Source organism: Catellatospora methionotrophica, from assembly GCF_011297335.1.
GTDB classification, from domain to species: domain Bacteria; phylum Actinomycetota; class Actinomycetes; order Mycobacteriales; family Micromonosporaceae; genus Catellatospora; species Catellatospora methionotrophica.
Map to the genome: position 1 here is coordinate 130,884 of NZ_JAAOTJ010000015.1, position 20,064 is coordinate 150,947.

The following is a 20,064-nucleotide window of genomic DNA, read 5'->3' on the forward strand; positions in this document are numbered from 1 at the left end:
TAACCTGGTGACATGGCGCGCGAGACGTACCTCCAGACGCGGCGGCGGCTCGGCCTGCCGGACATCCCGCAGGAGCTGCTCGACGAGTTCCACAGCCAGCTGGAGCTGGAGGAGCAGCGCCGCCGCGATCCGGAGTGGATCGCCGAGCAGGAGGCCAACTACGAGGCCGTGCTCGCGCAGCTGCAGCGGAAGGCCCGGTGAGGCGCGCGGGCCGCGTCCTGGACACGGGTGCGATCCGGCGCTACGTGGCCGCGGACAGCCTGACCGTCAGCGCCGCGCTGGCGGGCCTGGAGGCGGGCGGTTTCACCGCACTGGTGCCCGCGCTGTGCCTGAGTGAGGCGTACTGGGCGGCCGACCGCGCCGACGAGCCGATGCTGGACGTGCTGCGTACGCTGCCGCAGGTCGAGGTCGTCGCGCTGAGCGCCGGGGACGCGCAGGCGGTCGGCGGGCTGGCCCATCACCTCGGCACCCTCGGCCTGGCGCACGCGTGCCTGCTCGCGGCGGTGCTGCGGGTGCCGCTGATGACCACCGAGCCGACGTTGGCGGGCAAGATCCTCGGCGCCGACCTGCTCCGGGAAGTGTGAACCCGAACGGGTTTGCAGCTTTTGTCGCATTTCTCCACATAAGCGCCATATCACGCCGATCATAGAGACATGCGTTCTCTGCTCGGCGTGTCGCTTGTCATCTCCTCCGTCCTGCTCGGCGGCCTCGCCCCCGTGGCCGCCTCAGCCGACGTGGGAGCGGGGCCACCGGTGTCCCACATCGTCACCGCGGACCCGGTCGACTGGACCCCGCACGTCACCGACGGGCAGGTCTGGGCGATGGCCCTGATCGGCGACACGGTCGTGGTCGGCGGCTCCTTCAGCGCCACCACGGACGCGCACCGCCGGGCCGCGGTGAACCGCCGCCACCTGATGGCGTTCCGGCTGTCCGACGGCCAGATCACCGACTTCGCGCCGGAACTGGACGGTCCGGTGTACGCGCTGGCGCAGGCGCCCGACGGCAGCCTGCTGGTGGGCGGCGACTTCACCACGGTCAACGGCCGCAAGCGCCGCTCGCTGGCCCGGCTCGACCCGGCTACCGGCAGCCTGCACCGCAGCTTCTGGGCCCCGGTCGACGGCGACGTGCGCACCCTGGCCGTGTCCGGCGACGCGCTGTACGTCGGCGGCTACTACCGCTCCGTCGCCGGTGTGCCCCGCGCCGGGCTGGCCCGCGTCGACGCGCTGTCCGGCCTGCTCGACGAGGGCTTCGACGCGGCCCTGTCGGACGCCGTCGAGAACTATCCCCGGACCGAGGCGATGAGCCTGTCGCCCGACGGCACCCGCCTCGTCGTGATCGGCAACTTCGCCCGCGTACAGGGCCACGACCGCCAGCAACTGGTCAGCCTCGACGTGACCGGCCCGCAGGCCGTGGTCAGCGACTGGTCGACGTCCTTCTACGGCGTCGACAGCTGCGACGCCCGCTTCGACAGCTACGTACGCGGCATCGACCACTCGCCCGACGGCTCCTACTTCGTGGTGGTCACCACCGGCCACGACTCCGGGCCGGACCTGCCGTGCACCACTGCGGCCCGGTTCGAGACCGCCGGGTCCGGGGCGCACTCCCCGACCTGGATCAACCACACCGGCGGCCACTCCCTGTACGCCGTCGCCGCCACCGGTCCGGCCGTCTACGTCGGCGGCCACCAGCTCTGGCAGGACAACACGTACGGCCAGAAGTCCAAGGGCCCCGGCGCGGTGGACCGGCCCGGCATCGCCGCGCTCGACCCGGTCACCGGCCGCGCCCTGGACTGGAACCCGACCCGCACCCGCGGCCAGGGCGTACGCACCTTCGTGAACAGCCCGAAGGGCCTGCTGGTCGGCTCCGACACCGACGAACTGGGCCGCGAGTACCACGCCCGCATCGGACTGTTCCCCTACCCGCGGCCGTCCACCGGCGAGTGAGCCACCGGCCCGACAGGACGGGGCCCCGTCACCGCCGCGTGGGTCGGCGGAGACGGGGCCCCGGGTCTGCGCAGGTCAGCGGAACATGGTGACGATGTCGTCCCACAGCCCGACGAGAACGCTCAGCCCGAACGCACCCGGCGCGGCCGGACGTGCCTGGTCCCGGCCGGGAGCCACCGGCGGCGCGGACGGCTCAGGCGCCGCCGACGGATCGACGATCGGCTCGACCGGCGGCGTCGACGGGTCCACGATCGGGTCCACGGGCGGCACGGACGGGTCGACGATCGGCTCGACCGGCGGTGCCGACGGGTCGACGATGGGCTCGACCGGCGGTGCCGACGGGTCCACGATCGGCTCGACCGGCGGCATGGACGGGTCCACGATCGGCTCGACCGGCGGTGCCGACGGGTCGACGATCGGCTCGACCGGCGGTGCCGACGGGTCCACGATCGGCTCGACCGGCGGCACGGACGGGACCACGATCGGGTCGTAGGGGTCCAGGCCGGGGTCGACGGGCGGCGCGTACGGGTCGGCGGACGGTGACGGCATGGCCGACGGGTCCACGACCGGCGGCTCCACCGGCCCGAACGACGGGTCTACCGCGGGCTCCACCCGCGAAGCGGTGTGTGCGGGCTTCGCCTTCTCCGACGGCGGCGCCGAGGGCTCGGGCATGAGCGACGGCGCGATCGACGGCTCGGGAGCCGCGGAGGCCGACGGGGCCGGGCTGGCGCTGTCGGTCGGGTCAGGGCTCGCGGTGTCCGACGGGTCAGGGTCGGCGGAGTGCGAGGGGTGCGGGTCGGCGCTGGCCGACGGGGCCGGGGCGGCGGAGGCGGACGGGTCCACGATCGGATCCGCCGGTGGCGCCGACGGGTCCACGACGGGGTCCCCCGGCAGCGTGGCCGCGTCCTCGGCCGGGCAGGTGCGGGCCAGTACGAAATGCTTCGCACTGCCGGTGACCTCGGCCTTGGCGCCGGTGAGGGTCCAGCCCGCGGGCAGGGCCACCCAGGCCTTGCTGGTGTTGGCCCGCAGCACGATGCCGCTGCCCTCGCCGGGGACGGCGGCCGTGGCCTCGGTGCCGTCGGTGGTCGTGAACGTGGCGGTGAGGTTGGCGAAGTCACCGGTCACGGCGTGGTCGCCGGGCAGCTTGAAGACCCAGACGTCCTGACCGGACAGCGGCCCGCCGCCGAATGCCGGGTCGCAGACGTGGTTCTCGAACGCCGCGGCGGTGAAGCCGAGGCTGGCCGGGACGATGTCGACGGGCGCGTTCGCCCACGCTTTCGCGGGCTGGCCGCCGAGGTCGGTTCCCGCGAACACCAGCGCCATCCCGAAGGTCAGCGCTGCCATCCCGCAGGCGGCGAGGGGCCGGTGTCCCGGTCGGATGAGTCGGAAGTTGAGACGTCGCATGCATACCTCCACTGAGCTCGACGCAGCCCAGGGACTACCCGCGGTTGTTCGCCTCAAACCGGACTAATCAGATTATTTGGGAAAATCGGGCTATTAGTGCAGCGTGCTGGCCTGCCCGGTGCTCTCGCGTACCACCAGCTCGGCCTCGGCGGGCACCAGCCGGCCGACCGGCTCGTCGTCGAGCAGCAGGCGCATGGCCCGCGCCCCGATCTCGGCGAGCCGCAGGCGCACCGTGGTCAGCGCCGGGGTGAGGTCGGTCGCCACCGGCAGGTCGTCGAAGCCCGCCACCGAGACCCGCTCCGGCACGGGACGGCCCAGCTCCCGCAGGGCGGCCAGCGCTCCGGCCGCCATCAGGTCGTTCAGCGCGAAGACAGCGGTCAGCTCGGGGTGGCGCGTCAGCAGCTCGTGGGTCGCCGCGCGGCCGCCCTCGCGGGTGAAGTCCGCGTGGACCAGCCGCGGTCGAGCCACCACGGAGGTGAACCCGGCCAGCCGCTGCGCGACCGTGGCCAGGCCCGCCGGACCGGTGATCACCCCGATCTCGCGATGGCCGAGGCTGACCAGGTGCTCGGCCATCAGGCGGCCGCCGCCGTACTGGTCGGGCTCCACGGTGTCGATGCCGGTGCCGTGCGCGCCGATCGCGGCGACCCGCCCGCCCGACTCGGCGAACGCCGCCACCTCCTCGGCGAACGGCTCGCCGACGAACGCCGAACCCGCCAGCAGCACCGCGCGGGCCCGCTGCGCGCGCAGCCGGGCCAGGTAGTCGCGCTCCAGACCCGGATCACGGAAGGTGTTGGCCACCAGCACCATCAGGTCGTGCTCACGGGCCACGTCCATCGCCCCGGCCGCGATGGCGGCGAAGTACGGGTCGGCGATGTCGTGCACCAGCACCCCGACGACGGTGCTGCGTGAACGGGCCAGCGACTGCGCCGGGGCGTGCGCGACATAGCGCAGCTCGCTGGCGGCCGTGGTCACCCGCTCGGCCAGCGCCTCGGCCACCCGGCGCCCGCCGCTGCCGTGCAGCACGCGGGACGCGGTGGCCAGCGAGACACCGGCCGCCGCGGCGACCTGCTGCAGCGTGACGGCTCCGCCGGGCGCTCTGGTTGACGAGGTTCGAGGCATGGGCGTAGGGTACCGCCTCGCAGGCGGAAAGCGCTTTCCACCCCCTTCGCCGCGGCTCCTCGCGAGCGGCGGCCTCCCCGATCCCGACAGGCCGTGCTCGCTCACGGCCTGCCAGACCGAGAGGTACGAGCATGGACCGCAGAACTGTCGGCATCGTCATGAACGGTGTCACCGGCCGGATGGGTTACCGCCAGCACCTGGTGCGTTCCATCCTCGCCATCCGCGAGCAGGGCGGCCTCACCCTCGCCGACGGCACCGTGGTGTGGCCGGAGCCGGTGCTCGTCGGCCGCAATGCCGCGAAGCTGGAGCAGCTGGCCGAACTGCACGGACTCACCCGGTACACCACCGACCTGGCTGCGGCCCTGGCCGACGACAGCAACGAGATCTACTTCGACGCGCAGGTGACCACCGCCCGGGTCGCCGCGCTGCGCCAGGCCATCGCCGCGGGCAAGCACGTCTACACGGAGAAGCCGACCGCAGAGTCGCTGGCCGACGCCGTCGCGCTGGCCGACGAGGCGCGGGCCGCGGGCATCAAGCACGGTGTCGTCGCGGACAAGCTCTACCTGCCGGGCCTGCTCAAGCTGCGCCGCCTGGTCGAGTCGGGCTTCTTCGGCCGCATCCTGTCGGTCCGGGTCGAGTTCGGCTACTGGGTGTTCGAGGGCGACTGGCAGGCAGCGCAGCGGCCGAGCTGGAACTACCGGTCCGAGGACGGCGGCGGCATCATCCTGGACATGTTCCCGCACTGGCGGTACGTGCTCGACCACGTCATCGCCCCGGTGCGCTCGGTCTACGCGCAGATGGCCACCCACATCCCGCAGCGCTGGGACGAGCAGGGCGACGCCTACCCGGCGACCGCCGACGACGCCGCGTACGCCGTGCTGGAGCTGGAGGGCGGCATCGTCGCCTCGGTCAACAGCTCCTGGACCACCCGCGTCGACCGCACCGAGCTGGTCACCTTCCACGTCGACGGCACCGAGGGCAGCGCCGTGGCGGGCCTGCGCAACTGCCGTGTCCAGCACCGGGCCACCACCCCGAAGCCGGTCTGGAACCCGGACCTGCCGGTCAGCCACGACTTCCGCGACCAGTGGAGCGAGCTGCCGGAGAACGACACCTACGACAACGGCTTCAAGCGGCAGTGGGAGGAGTTCCTGGCGTACGTGGTCGCCGACGCCCCGTACGGCCACGACCTCTACGCGGGCGCGCGCGGCGTGCAGCTCGCCGAACTGGGCCTGCAGTCCGCCCGCGAGGGCCGCAAGCTCCTGGTCGGTGACCTGTGAACCCGGCTCCCGCCGAGCAGGACGCGCGTACCCCGGCCGCCGAGCGCAGCCGGGTCTTCTACGCGGCGGCGCACGTCGTCGCCGACCCGGCCGCCGACAACGGGGCGGGCCGCCCGGCGGTCGTCGACTGGGACGCCACCATGCGGTTCCGGCACCATCTGTGGTCGCTGGGCCTGGGCATCGCCGACGCGATGGACACCGCGCAGCGCGGCATGGGCCTGGACTGGGCCGCCACCACCGAGTTGATCCGCCGCAGCGGCGCGGAGGCGAGGTCCGTCGGCGGCCGGCTCGCCTGCGGCGCGGGCACCGACCAGCTCGCACCGGGCACGCACAGCCTGGCCGCCATCGAAGCCGCGTACGCCGAGCAGCTCGACGTCGTGCAGGAGGCGGGCGCGAAGGTCATCCTGATGGCGTCGCGGGCCCTGGCCGCCGCCGCCACCGGCCCGGCCGACTACCAGGCCGTCTACGGCAAGCTGCTGGCGCAGGCCGAGCAGCCGGTGATCCTGCACTGGCTCGGCGACATGTTCGACCCGGCGCTGGCCGGCTACTGGGGCGCGGCCGACCTGGACGCGGCGACCGAGAGCGCCCTCGAACTGATCCACGCCAACGCTTCGAAGATCGACGGCATCAAGGTGTCGCTGCTGGACGAGGCCCGCGAGGTCGCGATCCGGCGGCGGCTGCCCGACGGCGTACGCCTCTACACCGGCGACGACTTCAACTACCCGCAGCTGATCGCGGGCGACGAGGTCGGCTACTCCGACGCCCTGCTGGGCATCTTCGACGCGATCGCGGTCCCGGCCGCCAAGGCGCTGGAGGCCCTGGACGCGGGCGACACCGCCCGGTTCCGCGCGATCCTCGACCCGACCGTGCCGCTGGCCAAGCACATCTTCGGCACGCCGACCTACCACTACAAGACCGGCATCGTGTTCCTGGCCTGGCTCAACGGCCACCAGGAGCGCTTCGTCATGGTCGGCGGGCAGGAGCACTCCCGCTCCCGCGACCACCTGCTGGAGCTGCACCGCCTGGCCGGGGATGCGGGCGTGCTCGACGACCCCGACCTGGCTGCCGACCGGCTGGCCCGATACCTGGACGGCGCGGCATGAGGCTGTCGCTGAACACCGCCACCATCAAGAAGGCGAGCCTCGCCCAGGCCGCGCGACTCTGCGCCGACAACGGCATCACCGGCATCGGCCCGTGGCGTGACGTCGTCGCGGCGGCGGGCGGGGCGAAGGCGGCCAGGCGGCTGCTCGACCAGCACGGGCTGACCGTCACCAGCCTGTGCCGGGGCGGCTTCGTCACGTCCGGCTCCGCCGAGGCGCTGGAGGACAACCGGCGCGCCATCGAGGAGGCGGCCGAGCTCGGCACGTCCGAACTCGTGCTCGTCGTCGGCGGGCTGGCCGAGGGCTCCAAGGACCTGCCCGCGGCCCGCACCCACGTGGCCCGCGCCCTCGAACAGCTCGTGCCGTACGCGAGCAGGCACGGCGTACGCCTGGCCATCGAACCGCTGCACCCGATGTTCTGCGCCGACCGGGCCGTCGTGTCCACCCTCGGCCAGGCCCTGGACCTCGCCGCGCCGTTCGCCCCGCACGAGGTCGGCGTCGTCGTCGACACCTACCACGTGTGGTGGGACCCCGAGCTGTTCACCCAGATCAGCCGCGCCGAGGGCCGCATCTCGGCGTACCAGGTCTGCGACTGGGTGGTCCCGCTCCCCGCCGACATGCTCCTGGGCCGCGGCCACGTCGGCGACGGCCACATCGACTTCGCCCCGATCACCGACGCCGTGCTCCGCGCGGGCTACACCGGCCACGTCGAGGTCGAGATCTTCAACCAGACCATCTGGGACACCGCCCCCGCCGACACCGTCAAAACCGTCGTAACCCGCCACCTAACCCACCTCGGCCCCCTCTAACCGCCCCTCCACCCCACCGCCCTGCACGGCCACCCGGCGCTCCACCACACCGCACCGCACCCCGCCACACCGCGCCACGCCGCACCGCACCGCGCCACGCCGAAGGAAGGGCACCTTCCACACCGCATAGCGGTGTGGAAGGTGCCCTTCCTTACGGAAGAGGGTGGGGTCCGGCGCGAAGATCGCTGTTTCGGGTCGAAAGGTGTGGTTAGACCACAGGTTCTGACCTGAAACAGCGATCTTGAACGTGGAACGGCGCGAAGCGCACCGTGCGCCGCCCGCGACGGTCAGGAACCGGCCGGTCAGGCGGTGCCGGTCAGGCGGTGCCGGTCAGGCGGTGCCGGTCAGGCGGTGCCGGTCAGGCGGTGCCGGCGGCGGCGATGGAGCCGTCGGGGGTGGCGAGGTAGACCGGGATGCCCGTGGTGACGTCGCGGACGGCGGCGAGGTCCTGGCCGTCGACCATGGAGGCCTCGGTGACGACCAGTGCCGCCTCCAGGGTGCTCGCACCGGCGGCGACCGCTGAGGCGACCGCGAGGCGCAGCGCCGACACCGAGAACGACGGGAGGCTGATGCTGACCCCGGTGTACGTACGCCCGTCGCCGTCGCGGACCGCCGCGCCCTCGATCGCGCCGATCCGGGCACGGGCCGAGCGCGCCATGGTGAGCAGCTTGCGGTCCTCGGCCGAGACGGACTCGATGGTGACCTCAGACATCTGCCATGTGCCTTTCGGAGGGGGTGTGCTGGTCGGCGGGTTCCTCACGCGTGACCAGCACCGTGTCGATGTGGTTGCGGCGACCGGTGGTGCCCTCGGCGACCAGGGTCAGCCCGCCCACCGAGACCTGCGCGCCGGGGATCGGCACCCGGCCCAGCGCCTGGGCGAGCAGCCCGGCGACGGTCTCGACCTCGTCGGCGGGCAGCTCGACGTCGAAAAGCTCGCCGAGGTCCTCGATCGGCAGCCGTCCGGTGACCCGCACCGCGCCGTCCTCCAGCCGCTCGACCGGGGGCCGCTCGACGTCGTACTCGTCGGTGATCTCGCCGACGATCTCCTCGAGGATGTCCTCGATGGTGATCAGCCCGGCGGTGCCGCCGTACTCGTCGATGACGATGGCGAGGTGGGTGCGGGCGGCCTGCATCTCCGAGAGCAGGTCGTCGACCGGCTTGAACTCCGGCACGAAGGCCGCCACCCGCATCAGGTGCTCGACGGGCGTCGCCGCGCCGCCTTCCTGCACCTGGCGGGCCATGTCCTTGAGGTAGACGACGCCGAGCACGTCGTCGACGGACTCGCCGATGACCGGCACCCGGGAGAAGCCCGAGCGCAGGGCCAGCGCGAGCGCCTGCTCGGCGGTCTTGCTCGACTCGACCCAGACCATCTCGGTGCGCGGCACCATGACCTCGCGGGCGATGGTGTCGCCGAGCGCGAACACGGAGTGGATCATCTCGCGCTCGCCGTGCTCCACGACACCGCGCTGCTCGGCCAGGTCGACCAGTTCGCGCAGCTCCACCTGGGTGCTGGCGAACGGGCCCTCGCGGAAGCCCTTGCCGGGCGTGACCGCGTTACCAATGATGATCAGCAGGCTGGCCAGCGGGCCGAGCACCCGGCCGAGCCAGCGCAGCACGGGGGCGGTGTACCGGCCCACCTCGTACGCGTGCTGACGGCCGATGGTGCGCGGGGCCACGCCCACCACCACGAAGCTGATGACGCTCATCGCCCCGGCGGTGACCAGCGCGGCCGTCCAGCCGGGCCCGAACGTGTCCACGGCGACCAGGGCCACCAGCGTGGTCGCGGTCAGCTCGCACAGCAGCCGGAGCAGCAGGAGCAGGTTGATGTGGCGTACCGCGTCGGCCGCCACCGCCTGCAGCGCCGCGGCGCCGCGCAGTCCTTCGCGGTTGAGCTCCGCCGCGCGGGCGGGAGAGATCACGGCGAGGGCTGATTCGGTCATCGCGAACAGCCCCGCCAGCACCACCAGACCGGCCGCCGACCACAGCAGCGGAATGTCGGGCAGACTGCCCAGCTGGGTCACCGTGCTGTCCCGTCCTCAGCCGGAACGGTATGGGCAGGATTCATGATCCGCTCGCCCCGCCCGTCGCCCGAGCCTGCCAGCTGTCCAGGAGTTTGCCCTGCAGGGCGAACATCTCCCGCTCCTCCTCCGGCTCGGCGTGGTCATAGCCGAGCAGATGCAGCACGCCGTGGATGGTGAGCATGCTCAGCTCGTCCGCGGTGCTGTAGTCACCGTGCAGCCCGGGGGCGGGCGCATCCGGCACGCTATCACCGGTGCGCATGCGCGGGTCGGCGGAGCCGTACCGCAGCGCCTGCGACGCGGCCACCTCCGGGCAGAGCACGATGTCGCCGAGCAGCGACGGCTGCCCGCCGGAGGACTCCGACGGGCCGTGGTCGATCGTGTCCTCGTCCATCGGGAAGGCCAGCACGTCCGTGGGGCCGTCCTTGTCCATCCAGCGGTGGTTCAGCTCCGCCATGTAGTCGGAGTCGACCAGCAGCACCGAGAGCTCGGCGAGCGGGTTGACCCCCATCTGGACCAGGGCGTGCCGGGCGACGGCGACGATGTTGTCGGCGTCGACGTCTAACCCGGACTCGTTGGCGATCTCGATAGACACTCTTTATCCCTAGTCGTCAGCGGCGTCGCCCCGCGCCGCGCCGCGGCACGGGGTGAACGTTCGCCGGCAGCGTCTCACGCTGCTGGTTCTCGTCCCACTTTTCGTATGCGTCAACGATCTGCCCGACCAGCTGGTGCCGTACGACGTCGGCGCTGGTCAGCCGCGAGAAGTGCACGTCCTCCAGGCCGTCCAGGATCTCCTGCACGACACGCAGGCCACTGCGCTGGTCTCCCGGCAGGTCGACCTGCGTCACGTCACCGGTGACGACGACCTTGGAGTTGAAGCCGAGCCGGGTCAGGAACATCTTCATCTGCTCGGGCGTGGTGTTCTGGGCCTCGTCCAGGATGATGAAGGCGTCGTTGAGCGTCCGGCCGCGCATGTACGCCAGCGGAGCCACCTCGATCGTGCCCTGCGTCATCAGGCGCGGGATCGACTCGGGGTCCATCATGTCGTGCAGCGCGTCGTAGAGCGGCCGCAGGTACGGGTCGATCTTCTCGTTGAGCGTGCCGGGCAGGAAGCCCAGCCGCTCGCCCGCCTCGACCGCGGGCCGGGTCAGGATGATCCGGCTGACCTGCTTGGCCTGCAGCGCCTGGACCGCCTTGGCCATGGCCAGGTAGGTCTTGCCGGTGCCGGCAGGCCCGATGCCGAAGACGATCGTGTTCGCGTCGATCGCGTCCACGTACTTCTTCTGGCCGAGGGTCTTGGGGCGGATGGTGCGCCCGCGGCGGGAGAGGATGTTGAGGGTCAGCACCTCGGCGGGGCGTTCGGTGGTTCCCTCATCGGTCAGCATGCCGACGGTGCGTCGGACGGCGTCCTCGGTCAGCGGCTCGCCCTTCTCGATAAGCTCCAGCAGCTCGCCGAAGACGCGCTCGGCAAGCGCGTTCTCGGCCGCCGGGCCGGTGATGGTGATCTCGTTGCCCCGGACCAGGATGTCGCTGGACAGGGCCTTCTCGATGAGCCTGAGCACACGGTCGCCGGTGCCCAGCAACTGGACCATGACACTCGGGTCGGGCACGGTGATCTTGGTCTGCACCGCGTTCGAAGAGGAAGCAACGCTCATAAGTCGGCCGACGGCCTACCGCACCCGCTCTCTGCACTCACCGGGCCGCCTCAGGTCGCCGCCCGCCTGGTCCCATCGTAGTCACCGATCCCACCATCGCCGCCAGTGGTTAAGACGGCGTGGTGGTTTCGGCACATCACCCCTCGCTCACCCAGATCCCGTCGAAGGTCTCCTGGCGGCGCGTGAAGCGGTACGTCGCCCAGTGCATCCGGACCACTTCGCCGGAGGCGTCACGGGTCAGCCGCAGCCGCTCGCCCACCTCCCGGCCCGAGACCGTACGCAGCACGTCCGGCTCGCCCGGCAGCGCTGCGAACACCGCCGGGGGCGCGTCGGCCGGATCGTCCGCGCCGCGGCCGGTCAGCACCCCGTCCGCCCAGCGGAACACGTACTCGTAGCCCTCGCCCCACCAGCGGCCCAGCACGCCGCGCAGGTGCTCGGGAGCGGGTTCGCCGGGCGTCCACGGCGCGACGTCGACCGGGTCGGCGGCCAGCGCCTCCTCGATCAGCCGGTGCGGCAGGTCGATGATCGCCGAGGCGGTGCCGGACGAGGCGAGCACGGCTGCCGCCATACCCCCCGGGTTTCCGGAGCCGCCGTGCCGACCGCACGCGGCGGCCAGGAAGCCGGGCATCGCGCCGTTGTGGCCCACGTGCAGCACCCGGCCCTCGCGCGGCCACAGCATCAGGCCCAGGCCGACGCCCGAGCCCCACAGCAGCTCGTTGCGCGGGGTCAGCGGCCAGCGCGCCTCGGCCAGCGTCGCCGCGGCCAGCACCGCCCCGGCCGGGTCGACCGAGGCCGGGTCGGTCAGGAACGCCGCCCAGCGGGCCTGGTCGGCGGCGGTGCTCCACAGCTGCGCGGCCGGGGAGACCGCGCCGAAGTCGGTCGGCGGCTCCGGCCGGGCGTGATCGGAGTACTCGTCGACGAGGTAACCGGTCGCGGCGTGCTCCGGAGCGGCGTACGTGGTGGCGGTCAGCCCCAGCGGGCCGCAGATGCGCTGCTCGACCAGGTCCCACCAGTCGCCGCCGAGCCGCCGCGCGGCCAGGTGGCCCAGCAGCGCGAAGCCCAGGTTCGAGTAGTGGAAGCGGCGCGCCTGCGGGTGGATCGCCTCGGTGCGGGCCAGGTCGCCGAGCAGCCCCGGCAGGTCGGGTGGGGACAGCGTGTCCCACACGTCGCCGACCGGCTCACGCTGCAGGCCGGCGGTGTGCGACAGCAGCCGCCGGATGGTCAGCCCGCCGTGCGCGGGAACGTCCAGGTGTACGCCGATCGGATCGTCGAGGTCCAGCAGGCCCGCGTCCCGGGCCTGCAGGACCAGCACCGCGGTGAAGGTCTTGGTGATCGACCCGATCCGGAACGGCGTGGCGGCGTCCAGCGGCGCGCCGGGGTTGCCGGACCCGCCCACCTGGAAGGTCCACACCGGACGGTCGTCGCGGCGCAGCGCCACGCTGAGGGCGGGCACCCTGGCCTCGGCCTGTACGGCGCGGACCAGGCGTTCGAGAGTGCGGTTCACGTCTGCCACGGCGGCGAGACTACCCGGTGAGATCGCCGTCCATGTCGACACCGCCGAGCACGTGCGCATGCGCGTGGAACACGGTCTGCCCCACCGACGCGCCCGTATTGAAGATCACGCGGAAGCCCTCGCCCACCACGCCCTCGGCGGTCGCCACGTCGGCGACGGTGCCCAGCACCTCACCGGCCAGCCCCGGATCGGCGGTGGCCAGCGACGCGACGTCGGCGTAGTGCTCCTTGGGGATCACCAGCACGTGCGTGGGCGCCTTCGGGGCGATGTCCCGGAACGCCAGGGTGCGCTCGGTCTCGGCGACCACCGTCGCGGGGATCTCCCCCGCCACGATGCGGCAGAACAGGCAGTCGGCAATGGTCACGAGACAGATCGTAGGCTGAACCTCATGTCGAAGCCACGTGCGGTGCTCGTGACCGGGGCGTCGCGCGGCGTCGGCCGGGCCGTCGCGGCCGCGTTCGCCGCCCGCGGCGACCGGGTCGCGATCCACCACCGCGACTCCGCCGGCCTCGCCGCGTCCCTGCGCGCCTCACTACCAGGTCAAGGACATGCCGTCGTACGCGCGGACCTCGCCGACGCCGATGCCGTGGCCGCGATGGTCGACGAGGCCGCCGCCGCGCTCGGCGGACTCGACGTGCTGGTCAACAACGCGGGTCAGGCCTACCCGCACCCGATCACCGAGGTCTCCTACCGCGAGTGGCAGGAACTCTGGGCCCGCACGCTCGCCGTCAACCTGACCGGCCCCGCCAACGTCACCTGGTGCGCGGTCCGCCACATGCTCGCCCGCCCTCCAGGCTCCCCACCCGCCCGCGTCATCAACGTCGGCTCCCGAGGGGCCTACCGCGGCGAACCCGGCCAGCCCGCGTACGGCGCCGCCAAGGCGGGCCTGCACGCCATGGGCCAGTCCCTGGCCGTCGCCCTCGCCCCCCACGGCATCTCCGTCGCCTCCGTCGCCCCCGGCTACGTCCAGGAGGACGAGACCAACGCCTCCTACAAGGTCCCCCGCGGCCCCGACCACGCCGCCCAGAGCCCCTTCCACCGGGTAGCCCGCCCCGAAGAGATCGCCGCCGCCATCCTCTGGCTCGCCGACCCCGCCGCCGAATGGGCCTCCGGCACCGTCCTAGACCTCAACGGCGCCTCCCACCTCCGCTAACCCACCCCACCACCCCACCACCGCCGCCGCGCCCCTCGCCGCCCCCGCCGCCCCCCGCCGCCCCTCCCCTGCCGCAACTCTTAAAGAGTCGCGGCTTCGTGGGTGGGCCGAGGCCGCGACTCTTTAAGAGTTGCGACCGGAGGGGCGGTCGTGGGGTGGGTGGTGGTCGGGTGGATCACCAGCGGCCGAGGCGGGTCGCGAGGAGGCTGAGGGCCGCGACGCCGGCGGTCGAGGTGCGGAGCACGTTGTCGCCCAGGCGGACCGCGACGGCACCGGCCGCCGTGAATGTCGCCAGTTCGGCGTCGTCGATGCCACCCTCGGGGCCGACGACCAGCACGATCTCCCCGGCAGCGGGCAACTCGACCTGGGACAGCCGCTCGGTGGCCTCCTCGTGGAGCACGAAGGCAGCGGAGGCCGAGGACAGCCGCTGGACGAGCTGTTTCGTGGACACGTCGGGGTCGCCGCCGACGAGCGGCAGGAAGGTACGCCGGGCCTGCTTGGCGGCCTCGCGGGCCACCGCCGCCCACTTCTCACGCGACTTCGCACCCCGGTCGCCGCGCCACTGGGCAACGCTGCGGGACGCCGCCCAGGGCAGGATCTCGTCGACGCCGACCTCGGTCATCGCCTGCACGGCCAGCTCGCCCCGATCGCCCTTGGCGATGCCCTGGGCGACGGTCAGACGCGGATCCGGCGCATGAAAGTGCCGCAACTCGCTGACGGTCAACTCCAGCGACCCCTTGCCGACCGCCGCGACCACCGCCGACGCCACCCCACCCCGCCCGTCGGCGAGCAGCAGCGACTCCCCCACCCGCAACCGCTGCACGGTCGCGGCATGGTGCCCCTCCACACCACCGAGCACGTACCGCCGCCCGGCAGGCAGCTCCTCGACGAGAAACAGCGGCGCACTCACGTGCCACACCCTCCTGCGTTGATCATGAACTTGCGGGTACCGACACGCCGTCGAACACGTTCACAAGTTCATGATCAACGCGGCGGGAGGGAGTGGGGCGGGTCAGTGGCCGTTGAAGGCGTCGCGTACGCGGGAGAAGAAGCCGCCCTGCTTGGAGAGTTCGGCTACCTCCTCGCCGCGGAGGCGGGCGAACTCGCGGAGCATGCGCTCCTGTTCGCCGTCGAGGCGGGTGGGGGTGCGTACGTCGAGGTGGACGAACAGGTCGCCGCGGCCCGCGCCGCGCAGGTGTGGCACGCCCTTGGCGCGGATGCGCAGGGTGGAGTTGGGCTGGGTGCCGGGCTTGACCTCCACCTGCTCCTCGGAGTCGAGGGTCTTGATGGTGAGGCGGGTGCCCAGGGCGGCGGCGGTCATCGGGACGGTGACCTTGCAGTGCAGGTCGTCGCCCTTGCGCGCGTACACGTCATGGGCCCGCTCGTGGATCTCCACGTAGAGGTCGCCGGACGGGCCGCCGCCGGGGCCGACCTCGCCCTGGTTGGCCAGGCGGATGCGCATGCCGTCCTCGACCCCGGCCGGGATCTTGACGGTCAGGCTGCGCCGGGTACGGACGCGGCCGTCGCCGGCGCAGGTCGGGCACGGGTGCGGGATGGTGGTGCCGAAGCCCTGGCAGGTGTTGCAGGGGCGCGACGACACGACCTGGCCGAGGAAGGTGCGCTGCACCGACTGCACCTCGCCGCGGCCGCCACACGTGTCACAGGTCTGCGGATGGGTGCCCGCGGCCGTGCCCGCGCCGGAGCAGGTGGTGCACAGCACCGCGGTGTCCACGGTGATCGGCGCTTCCACGCCGAACGCGGTCTCGAACAGGTCGAGGTCCAGCCGCAGGATCGCGTCCGCGCCGGGACGGGTGCGCGGACGGGGTCCGCGTGAACCGCTGCCGCCGAAGAACGCGTCCATGATGTCCTGGAAGCCGACGAACGGACCGCCGCCGGGGCCGCCCGCACCCGCGCCGCCTCCGCCCGGCGCGAGCGGGTCGCCGCCCAGGTCGACCATGCGGCGCTTCTGGTCGTCGGAGAGGACCTCGTACGCGTTGTTGATGTCCTTGAACTTCTCCGACGCGGCCGGGTCCGGATTGACGTCCGGGTGGTACTGGCGGGCGAGCTTGCGGTACGCCCGCTTGATGTCGTCGGCGTCGGCGTCCTTGGGAACGCCGAGAATGCCGTAGTAGTCCTTGGCCACGCTGTCCTCAAGCCTCGTTCAGCAACAACAGGAAATTCGGAATCAATGTCCCAGCATCTCGCCGACGTAACGCGCGACGGCGCGAACGGTGGCGATGGTGCCGGGGTAGTCCATGCGGGTCGGGCCGACGATGCCCATCCCGCCCACGACGGTCGCGCCCGGGCCGTAGCCCGTGCTGACCACCGAGGTGGCCCGCAGGTCGACGACCTCGTTCTCGTCGCCGATGCGCACCCGGGCCGCGCCCGACTTCACCTCGTCGAAGAGCTTGAGCAGGATGACCTCCTCCTCCAGCGCCTCCAGGATCGGCCGCAGCGCGCCGGTGGTCAGGTCGAGCGGGCCCATCCGGGCCAGGTTCGACGTCCCGGCCAGCGCGAGTCGCTCCTCGTGCCGTTCGACCAGGGTCTCCAGCAGGACGCTGACCAGCGTGCTCATGGTTGCCTTGCCCTGCGGCTCGGCGCGCTCGACCAGGCCCTGCACCAGCGGCGGGGTGTCCACCAGCTTCACCCCGACCAGGGTCGCGTTGAGCGTACGGCGCAGCTCGGTGATCTCGTCGATCTCGACCGGGCCGGGCAGCTCGACGACCCGCTGCTCCACCCGGCCGGTGTCAGTGATCATGACGAGCAGCAGCCGAGTGGTGGAGACCGGGACCAGTTCCAGATGGCGTACGGACGAGCGGGTCAGGCTCGGGTACTGCACGACGGCGACCTGCCGGGTGAGCTGCGCGAGCAGGCGCACCGCGCGGTGCACCACGTCGTCGAGGTCGACCGCGCCGACCAGGAAGCGCTCGATCGCCCGGCGCTCGGCCGGGGACAGCGGCTTGACCCGCGACAGCCGGTCGACGAACAGCCGGTAGCCGCGGTCGGTGGGGACCCGGCCGGCCGAGGTGTGCGGCTGGCGGATGTAGCCCTCCTCCTCGAGGACGGCCATGTCGTTGCGCACGGTCGCCGACGACACGCCCAGGGCGTGCCGTTCGACCAGTGCCTTGCTCCCGACGGGCTCCTGCGTCGCGACGTAGTCCTCGACGATGGCACGCAGCACTTCGAGCTTGCGGTCATCCAGACCCATACGCACCTCCCGGCTGGCACTCGTCGTCAGCGAGTGCCAGTCTACGTGGGCCGTCACCCGGACGGCATAGGCGTGGTGACGGGGTCGACACCGCGCGGCATCCGACACCGCGCGCACCCGTCGCGAAAGTGGACGCCGGGTGAACGCGGCCGATCGGTCAGCACAGTGTCGCCTATCGGTCACGGGTGTTGACTGGCGTCGTTTGATCCACACACCTAGCCTGGCGGGCATGAGTGAACCCACCCCGCCCGGCTCCTCCGAGCCGCCGGTTCCTTCGGCCCCCTCCTTCGACAAGCCGGCCCCGGCATCGCCGCCGCCGTCGGCCCCCATGTCTCCCCCGCCGTCGGCCCCCGGCGGCTACGGCCCGCCGCCGGTCGTCGGCAACGTCGCGCCGGCCGGTTTCGCCAGCAACGACGACAAGACCTGGGCCCTGGTCGCCCACTTCGGCGGTGCGGCCGGCGCGCTGCTCGGCGCCGGTGGCGGCGGCTGGGTCGCCCCGCTGATCGCCATGCTCGTGCAGGGCCCGAAGTCGCCCGCGGCCCGCGCGCACGCGGTCGACGCGCTGAACTTCCAGATCGGCATCTCGATCGTCTCGATCGTCTGCTGGATCCTGAGCTGCCTGATCATCCCGATCTTCATCGCGCTGGCCGCGACCATCGTCGGCGTGGTCTTCGGCGTGCTGGCCGGTATCAAGGCCAACGAGGGTCAGAGCTACACCTACCCGATGACCTTCCTGAAGCTGGTCAAGTAACCAGTTCACCAGGCCAGCAGGGAGTGGACCACCGCGTCCGCGAGGAGACGGCCGCGCAGCGTCAGCGCCGCGCGGCCGTCCGCGTACGCGGAGGACTCCAGCAGCCCGTCGGCCAGTGCCCGGCCCGCCGCGACGCGCCCGGCGTCGTCGAGCACGTCCAGCGGCAGGCCCTCGATCAGGCGCAGCCGCAGCAGCACGTCCTCGGTGTGCTGCTGCTCGGCGGTGAGGATCTCCCGGCCCAGCCCCGGGGACAGGCCCTCGGCCAGCCGGGACGCGTACCGGGCCGGGTGCTTGACGTTCCACCAGCGCACCCCGCCGACGTGGCTGTGCGCGCCGGGTCCGAGGCCCCACCAGTCGCCGCCGCGCCAGTAGAGCAGGTTGTGCGCGCAGCGGGCGGCTTCGTCGGCGGCCCAGTTGGAGACCTCGTACCAGCCCAGCCCGGCGGCGGACAGCGCCGCCTCGGCCGCCAGGTAGCGGTCGGCGGCCACGTCGTCGTCCGGGGACGCGATCTCCCCGCGCCGGATCCGGGCCGCCAGGCGGGTGCCGTCCTCCACGATCAGGGCGTACGCGCTGACGTGGTCCACCCCCGCCCCCACCACCGCCGCCAGCGAGGCCGCGAAGTCGTCCTCGGTCTCCCCCGGCGTCCCGTAGATCAGGTCCAGGTTCACGTGCTCGAAGCCCGCCTCGCGTGCCTCAGTCGCGGCGGCCGGGGCGCGTCCGGCGGTGTGCTTGCGGTCCAGGATGCGCAGCACACCGGGCGCGGCGGACTGCATACCCAGGGAGATCCTGGTGAATCCGGCCTGCCGCAGCTCGCGCAGTGACGCCGGGCCGACGGACTCGGGGTTGGCCTCGGTGGTCACCTCGGCCCCGGCGGCCAGGCCCCAGGTGCGGTCGACCGCCTCCAGCATCCGGCCCAGCTGCGCGGGCTTGAGCAGGGTCGGCGTGCCGCCGCCGACGAACACGGTGTCCACCCGCGGCGGGGCGGGCAGCACCTTCGCGGCCAGCGCCAGCTCGGCCAGCACCGCCTCGACGTAGCCGTCGGTGTCCGCGCCGCCCAGCTCCGAGGCGGTGTAGGTGTTGAAGTCGCAGTAACCGCAGCGGCTGGCGCAGAACGGCACGTGCAGGTACACGCCGAAGCCGCGCCCGCCGACGTCGGTCAGCGCGGAGCCGGGAAGGGTGCCGTCGTCGGGGACGGGTTCACCGTCGGGGAGCTGTGCCACGGCTCTAGTCTGCCCTCATGTCCTCACCTGACGCGCACCTCGTCCGGGCCACCCACGCCCGCGGCGTAACCACGATCACCCTCGACAGCCCGCACAACCGCAACGCGCTGTCGCACCGGCTGATGACCGAGCTGCTGGCGGCGCTCGCCGAGGCGAACGCCGACGACCGGGTCCGGGTGATCGTGCTCGACCACACGGGGCCGGCCTTCTGCTCCGGGGCCGACCTGGCCGAGACCGCCGCCGCGGCGAAGTCGGGCCAGATGCCGGCCGCGCTGCTGGGTGACGTGCTGGGCGCGGTGGCCCGGTCGGCCAAGCCGGTGGTCGCCGCGGTGCGCGGACCGGCGCGGGCGGGCGGCCTGGGCCTGATCGCCGCCGCCGACCTGGCGGTGTGCACGGCCGCGGCCACGTTCGCCTTCTCCGAGGTGCGGCTGGGTGTGGTGCCCGCGCTGATCTCGGCGACGGTGCTGCCCCGGCTGGCCCCGCGCGCCGCCGCGGAGCTGTACCTGACCGGGGACGTCTTCGACGGGGCCAGGGCCGCCGCGATCGGCCTGGTCACCGCGACCGCGCCGGACGACGACGTGGACGCGATCGTGGCGCGCTGGTGCGACAGCCTGGTCCGGGGTGCGCCGGCCTCGCTGGCGACCGCCAAGGAACTGCTGCGCCGCCGCGCGGAGCCGGAGCTGGACGCCGAACTGGCGTACCTGTCGGAAATCTCGCTGCGCTTCTTCGGGTCCGCGGAGGGCCGGGAAGGAGTCGCCGCATTCCGGGAGAAACGGGATGCAGCCTGGGTTCCGCGGCCCGACGAGGACGGTGCCGCAGTGGCGGACACGCCGTAGGCTGGTCTGCACGAGCCTGCGGGGGCGGGCGTCCGGAGGGCACTGTGCCCTCCGGACG

21 protein-coding genes are annotated in these 20,064 nt (G+C 72.7%); 9 read left to right on the top strand and 12 right to left on the bottom strand.

Going from position 1 to position 20,064, the window contains the following annotated elements; translation table 11 throughout:
- The first annotated feature begins 12 nt into the window (after positions 1–12).
- The 3 genes from HAV40_RS27670 to HAV40_RS27680 all read left to right on the top strand — a co-directional run bounded on the left by HAV40_RS27670 (position 13) and on the right by HAV40_RS27680 (position 1,943).
- Positions 13–201, top strand: a complete 189-nt coding sequence (locus tag HAV40_RS27670; RefSeq protein ID WP_166386298.1) for a hypothetical protein — start codon at positions 13–15, stop codon at positions 199–201.
- The gene (locus tag HAV40_RS27675) at positions 198–584 is read left to right on the top strand and encodes a hypothetical protein (RefSeq protein ID WP_166386300.1); all 387 of its coding nucleotides are present in this window, start codon (positions 198–200) and stop codon (positions 582–584) included. The genes HAV40_RS27670 and HAV40_RS27675 overlap by 4 nt, the downstream gene beginning before the upstream one ends.
- 69 nt (positions 585–653) lie before the next feature.
- Positions 654–1,943 (top strand): delta-60 repeat domain-containing protein, encoded by a 1,290-nt coding sequence (locus HAV40_RS27680; protein ID WP_166386302.1) that lies wholly within the window; start codon positions 654–656, stop codon positions 1,941–1,943.
- 75 nt (positions 1,944–2,018) lie between these two features.
- On the opposite strand, the gene HAV40_RS38995 is transcribed toward HAV40_RS27680, so the two are convergent.
- Positions 2,019–3,347: a hypothetical protein gene (locus HAV40_RS38995; RefSeq protein ID WP_166386304.1), complete on the bottom strand. Its 1,329-nt coding sequence runs from the start codon at positions 3,345–3,347 to the stop codon at positions 2,019–2,021.
- Positions 3,348–3,440: 93 nt separating this feature from the next.
- On the bottom strand, positions 3,441–4,466 hold the full coding sequence (locus HAV40_RS27690; protein ID WP_166386306.1) for a LacI family DNA-binding transcriptional regulator: 1,026 nt from the start codon (positions 4,464–4,466) through the stop codon (positions 3,441–3,443).
- 131 nt (positions 4,467–4,597) lie between these two features.
- Here HAV40_RS27690 and HAV40_RS27695 point away from each other — a divergent pair, with 131 nt between their 5' ends.
- The 3 genes from HAV40_RS27695 to HAV40_RS27705 are packed head-to-tail and all read left to right on the top strand — an operon-like array spanning position 4,598 to position 7,652.
- Positions 4,598–5,743, top strand: coding sequence for a Gfo/Idh/MocA family protein (locus tag HAV40_RS27695; RefSeq protein WP_166386308.1), 1,146 nt, complete (start codon positions 4,598–4,600; stop codon positions 5,741–5,743).
- Positions 5,740–6,846 carry a dihydrodipicolinate synthase family protein gene (locus HAV40_RS27700; protein WP_166386310.1) on the top strand — a complete coding sequence of 369 codons (1,107 nt, stop codon included), beginning with the start codon at positions 5,740–5,742 and terminating at the stop codon, positions 6,844–6,846. Before HAV40_RS27695 ends, HAV40_RS27700 begins: the two co-directional genes overlap by 4 nt.
- The gene (locus tag HAV40_RS27705) at positions 6,843–7,652 is read left to right on the top strand and encodes a sugar phosphate isomerase/epimerase family protein (RefSeq protein WP_166386312.1); all 810 of its coding nucleotides are present in this window, start codon (positions 6,843–6,845) and stop codon (positions 7,650–7,652) included. Before HAV40_RS27700 ends, HAV40_RS27705 begins: the two co-directional genes overlap by 4 nt.
- Positions 7,653–8,010: 358 nt before the next feature.
- On the opposite strand, the gene HAV40_RS27710 is transcribed toward HAV40_RS27705, so the two are convergent.
- The 6 genes from HAV40_RS27710 to HAV40_RS27735 all read right to left on the bottom strand — a co-directional run bounded on the left by HAV40_RS27710 (position 8,011) and on the right by HAV40_RS27735 (position 13,202).
- Positions 8,011–8,364 carry a cytidine deaminase gene (locus HAV40_RS27710; protein ID WP_166386314.1) on the bottom strand — a complete coding sequence of 118 codons (354 nt, stop codon included), beginning with the start codon at positions 8,362–8,364 and terminating at the stop codon, positions 8,011–8,013.
- Positions 8,357–9,673, bottom strand: a complete 1,317-nt coding sequence (locus HAV40_RS27715; protein ID WP_166386316.1) for a hemolysin family protein — start codon at positions 9,671–9,673, stop codon at positions 8,357–8,359. Before HAV40_RS27715 ends, HAV40_RS27710 begins: the two co-directional genes overlap by 8 nt.
- 40 nt (positions 9,674–9,713) lie before the next feature.
- Positions 9,714–10,265, bottom strand: coding sequence for an rRNA maturation RNase YbeY (gene ybeY, locus HAV40_RS27720; protein WP_166386318.1), 552 nt, complete (start codon positions 10,263–10,265; stop codon positions 9,714–9,716).
- 16 nt (positions 10,266–10,281) lie between these two features.
- On the bottom strand, positions 10,282–11,325 hold the full coding sequence (locus tag HAV40_RS27725; protein ID WP_166386320.1) for a PhoH family protein: 1,044 nt from the start codon (positions 11,323–11,325) through the stop codon (positions 10,282–10,284).
- Between the two features lie 136 nt (positions 11,326–11,461).
- A complete protein-coding gene (locus HAV40_RS27730; protein ID WP_166386322.1) occupies positions 11,462–12,838 on the bottom strand; it encodes a serine hydrolase domain-containing protein in 1,377 nt (458 codons plus the stop codon).
- Between the two features lie 10 nt (positions 12,839–12,848).
- Positions 12,849–13,202 carry a histidine triad nucleotide-binding protein gene (locus tag HAV40_RS27735; protein WP_166386324.1) on the bottom strand — a complete coding sequence of 118 codons (354 nt, stop codon included), beginning with the start codon at positions 13,200–13,202 and terminating at the stop codon, positions 12,849–12,851.
- 24 nt (positions 13,203–13,226) lie between these two features.
- Here HAV40_RS27735 and HAV40_RS27740 point away from each other — a divergent pair, with 24 nt between their 5' ends.
- Positions 13,227–13,991 carry an SDR family NAD(P)-dependent oxidoreductase gene (locus HAV40_RS27740; RefSeq protein ID WP_166386326.1) on the top strand — a complete coding sequence of 255 codons (765 nt, stop codon included), beginning with the start codon at positions 13,227–13,229 and terminating at the stop codon, positions 13,989–13,991.
- A 175-nt stretch (positions 13,992–14,166) separates the two neighbouring features.
- On the opposite strand, the gene HAV40_RS27745 is transcribed toward HAV40_RS27740, so the two are convergent.
- The 3 genes from HAV40_RS27745 to hrcA form a co-directional block, all read right to left on the bottom strand.
- Complete coding sequence (locus tag HAV40_RS27745) at positions 14,167–14,901, bottom strand: 16S rRNA (uracil(1498)-N(3))-methyltransferase (RefSeq protein ID WP_166386328.1); 735 nt, start codon at positions 14,899–14,901, stop codon at positions 14,167–14,169.
- Between the two features lie 102 nt (positions 14,902–15,003).
- Positions 15,004–16,134, bottom strand: a complete 1,131-nt coding sequence (gene dnaJ, locus HAV40_RS27750) for a molecular chaperone DnaJ (protein ID WP_166386330.1) — start codon at positions 16,132–16,134, stop codon at positions 15,004–15,006.
- 42 nt (positions 16,135–16,176) lie between these two features.
- On the bottom strand, positions 16,177–17,199 hold the full coding sequence (gene hrcA, locus HAV40_RS27755) for a heat-inducible transcriptional repressor HrcA (RefSeq protein ID WP_166386332.1): 1,023 nt from the start codon (positions 17,197–17,199) through the stop codon (positions 16,177–16,179).
- A 229-nt stretch (positions 17,200–17,428) separates the two neighbouring features.
- Between hrcA and HAV40_RS27760 the strand changes: the two genes are divergently transcribed.
- Entirely contained in the window at positions 17,429–17,950 is a 522-nt protein-coding gene (locus HAV40_RS27760) for a DUF4870 domain-containing protein (RefSeq protein WP_166386333.1), read from the top strand.
- 5 nt (positions 17,951–17,955) lie between these two features.
- Here HAV40_RS27760 and hemW read toward each other — a convergent pair whose 3' ends face one another.
- Positions 17,956–19,170 (bottom strand): radical SAM family heme chaperone HemW, encoded by a 1,215-nt coding sequence (gene hemW / locus HAV40_RS27765; RefSeq protein ID WP_166386335.1) that lies wholly within the window; start codon positions 19,168–19,170, stop codon positions 17,956–17,958.
- Positions 19,171–19,187: 17 nt separating this feature from the next.
- Between hemW and HAV40_RS27770 the strand changes: the two genes are divergently transcribed.
- Entirely contained in the window at positions 19,188–20,006 is an 819-nt protein-coding gene (locus HAV40_RS27770) for an enoyl-CoA hydratase-related protein (protein ID WP_166386337.1), read from the top strand.
- The last annotated feature ends 58 nt before the right edge of the window (positions 20,007–20,064 follow it).

Excerpts from the sequence above, each read along its gene's own strand:
- HAV40_RS27680 (WP_166386302.1), top strand. The coding sequence starts at position 654 with ATGCGTTCTCTGCTCGGCGTGTCGCTTGTCATCTCCTCCGTCCTGCTC.
- HAV40_RS27695 (WP_166386308.1), top strand. The coding sequence starts at position 4,598 with ATGGACCGCAGAACTGTCGGCATCGTCATGAACGGTGTCACCGGCCGG.
- HAV40_RS27770 (WP_166386337.1), top strand. The coding sequence starts at position 19,188 with ATGTCCTCACCTGACGCGCACCTCGTCCGGGCCACCCACGCCCGCGGC.
- hrcA (WP_166386332.1), bottom strand. The coding sequence starts at position 17,199 with ATGGGTCTGGATGACCGCAAGCTCGAAGTGCTGCGTGCCATCGTCGAG.
- HAV40_RS27705 (WP_166386312.1), top strand. The coding sequence starts at position 6,843 with ATGAGGCTGTCGCTGAACACCGCCACCATCAAGAAGGCGAGCCTCGCC.
- HAV40_RS38995 (WP_166386304.1), bottom strand. The coding sequence starts at position 3,347 with ATGCGACGTCTCAACTTCCGACTCATCCGACCGGGACACCGGCCCCTC.
- HAV40_RS27740 (WP_166386326.1), top strand. The coding sequence starts at position 13,227 with ATGTCGAAGCCACGTGCGGTGCTCGTGACCGGGGCGTCGCGCGGCGTC.
- HAV40_RS27725 (WP_166386320.1), bottom strand. The coding sequence starts at position 11,325 with ATGAGCGTTGCTTCCTCTTCGAACGCGGTGCAGACCAAGATCACCGTG.
- HAV40_RS27760 (WP_166386333.1), top strand. The coding sequence starts at position 17,429 with ATGAGTGAACCCACCCCGCCCGGCTCCTCCGAGCCGCCGGTTCCTTCG.
- HAV40_RS27670 (WP_166386298.1), top strand. The coding sequence starts at position 13 with ATGGCGCGCGAGACGTACCTCCAGACGCGGCGGCGGCTCGGCCTGCCG.
- HAV40_RS27690 (WP_166386306.1), bottom strand. The coding sequence starts at position 4,466 with ATGCCTCGAACCTCGTCAACCAGAGCGCCCGGCGGAGCCGTCACGCTG.
- HAV40_RS27710 (WP_166386314.1), bottom strand. The coding sequence starts at position 8,364 with ATGTCTGAGGTCACCATCGAGTCCGTCTCGGCCGAGGACCGCAAGCTG.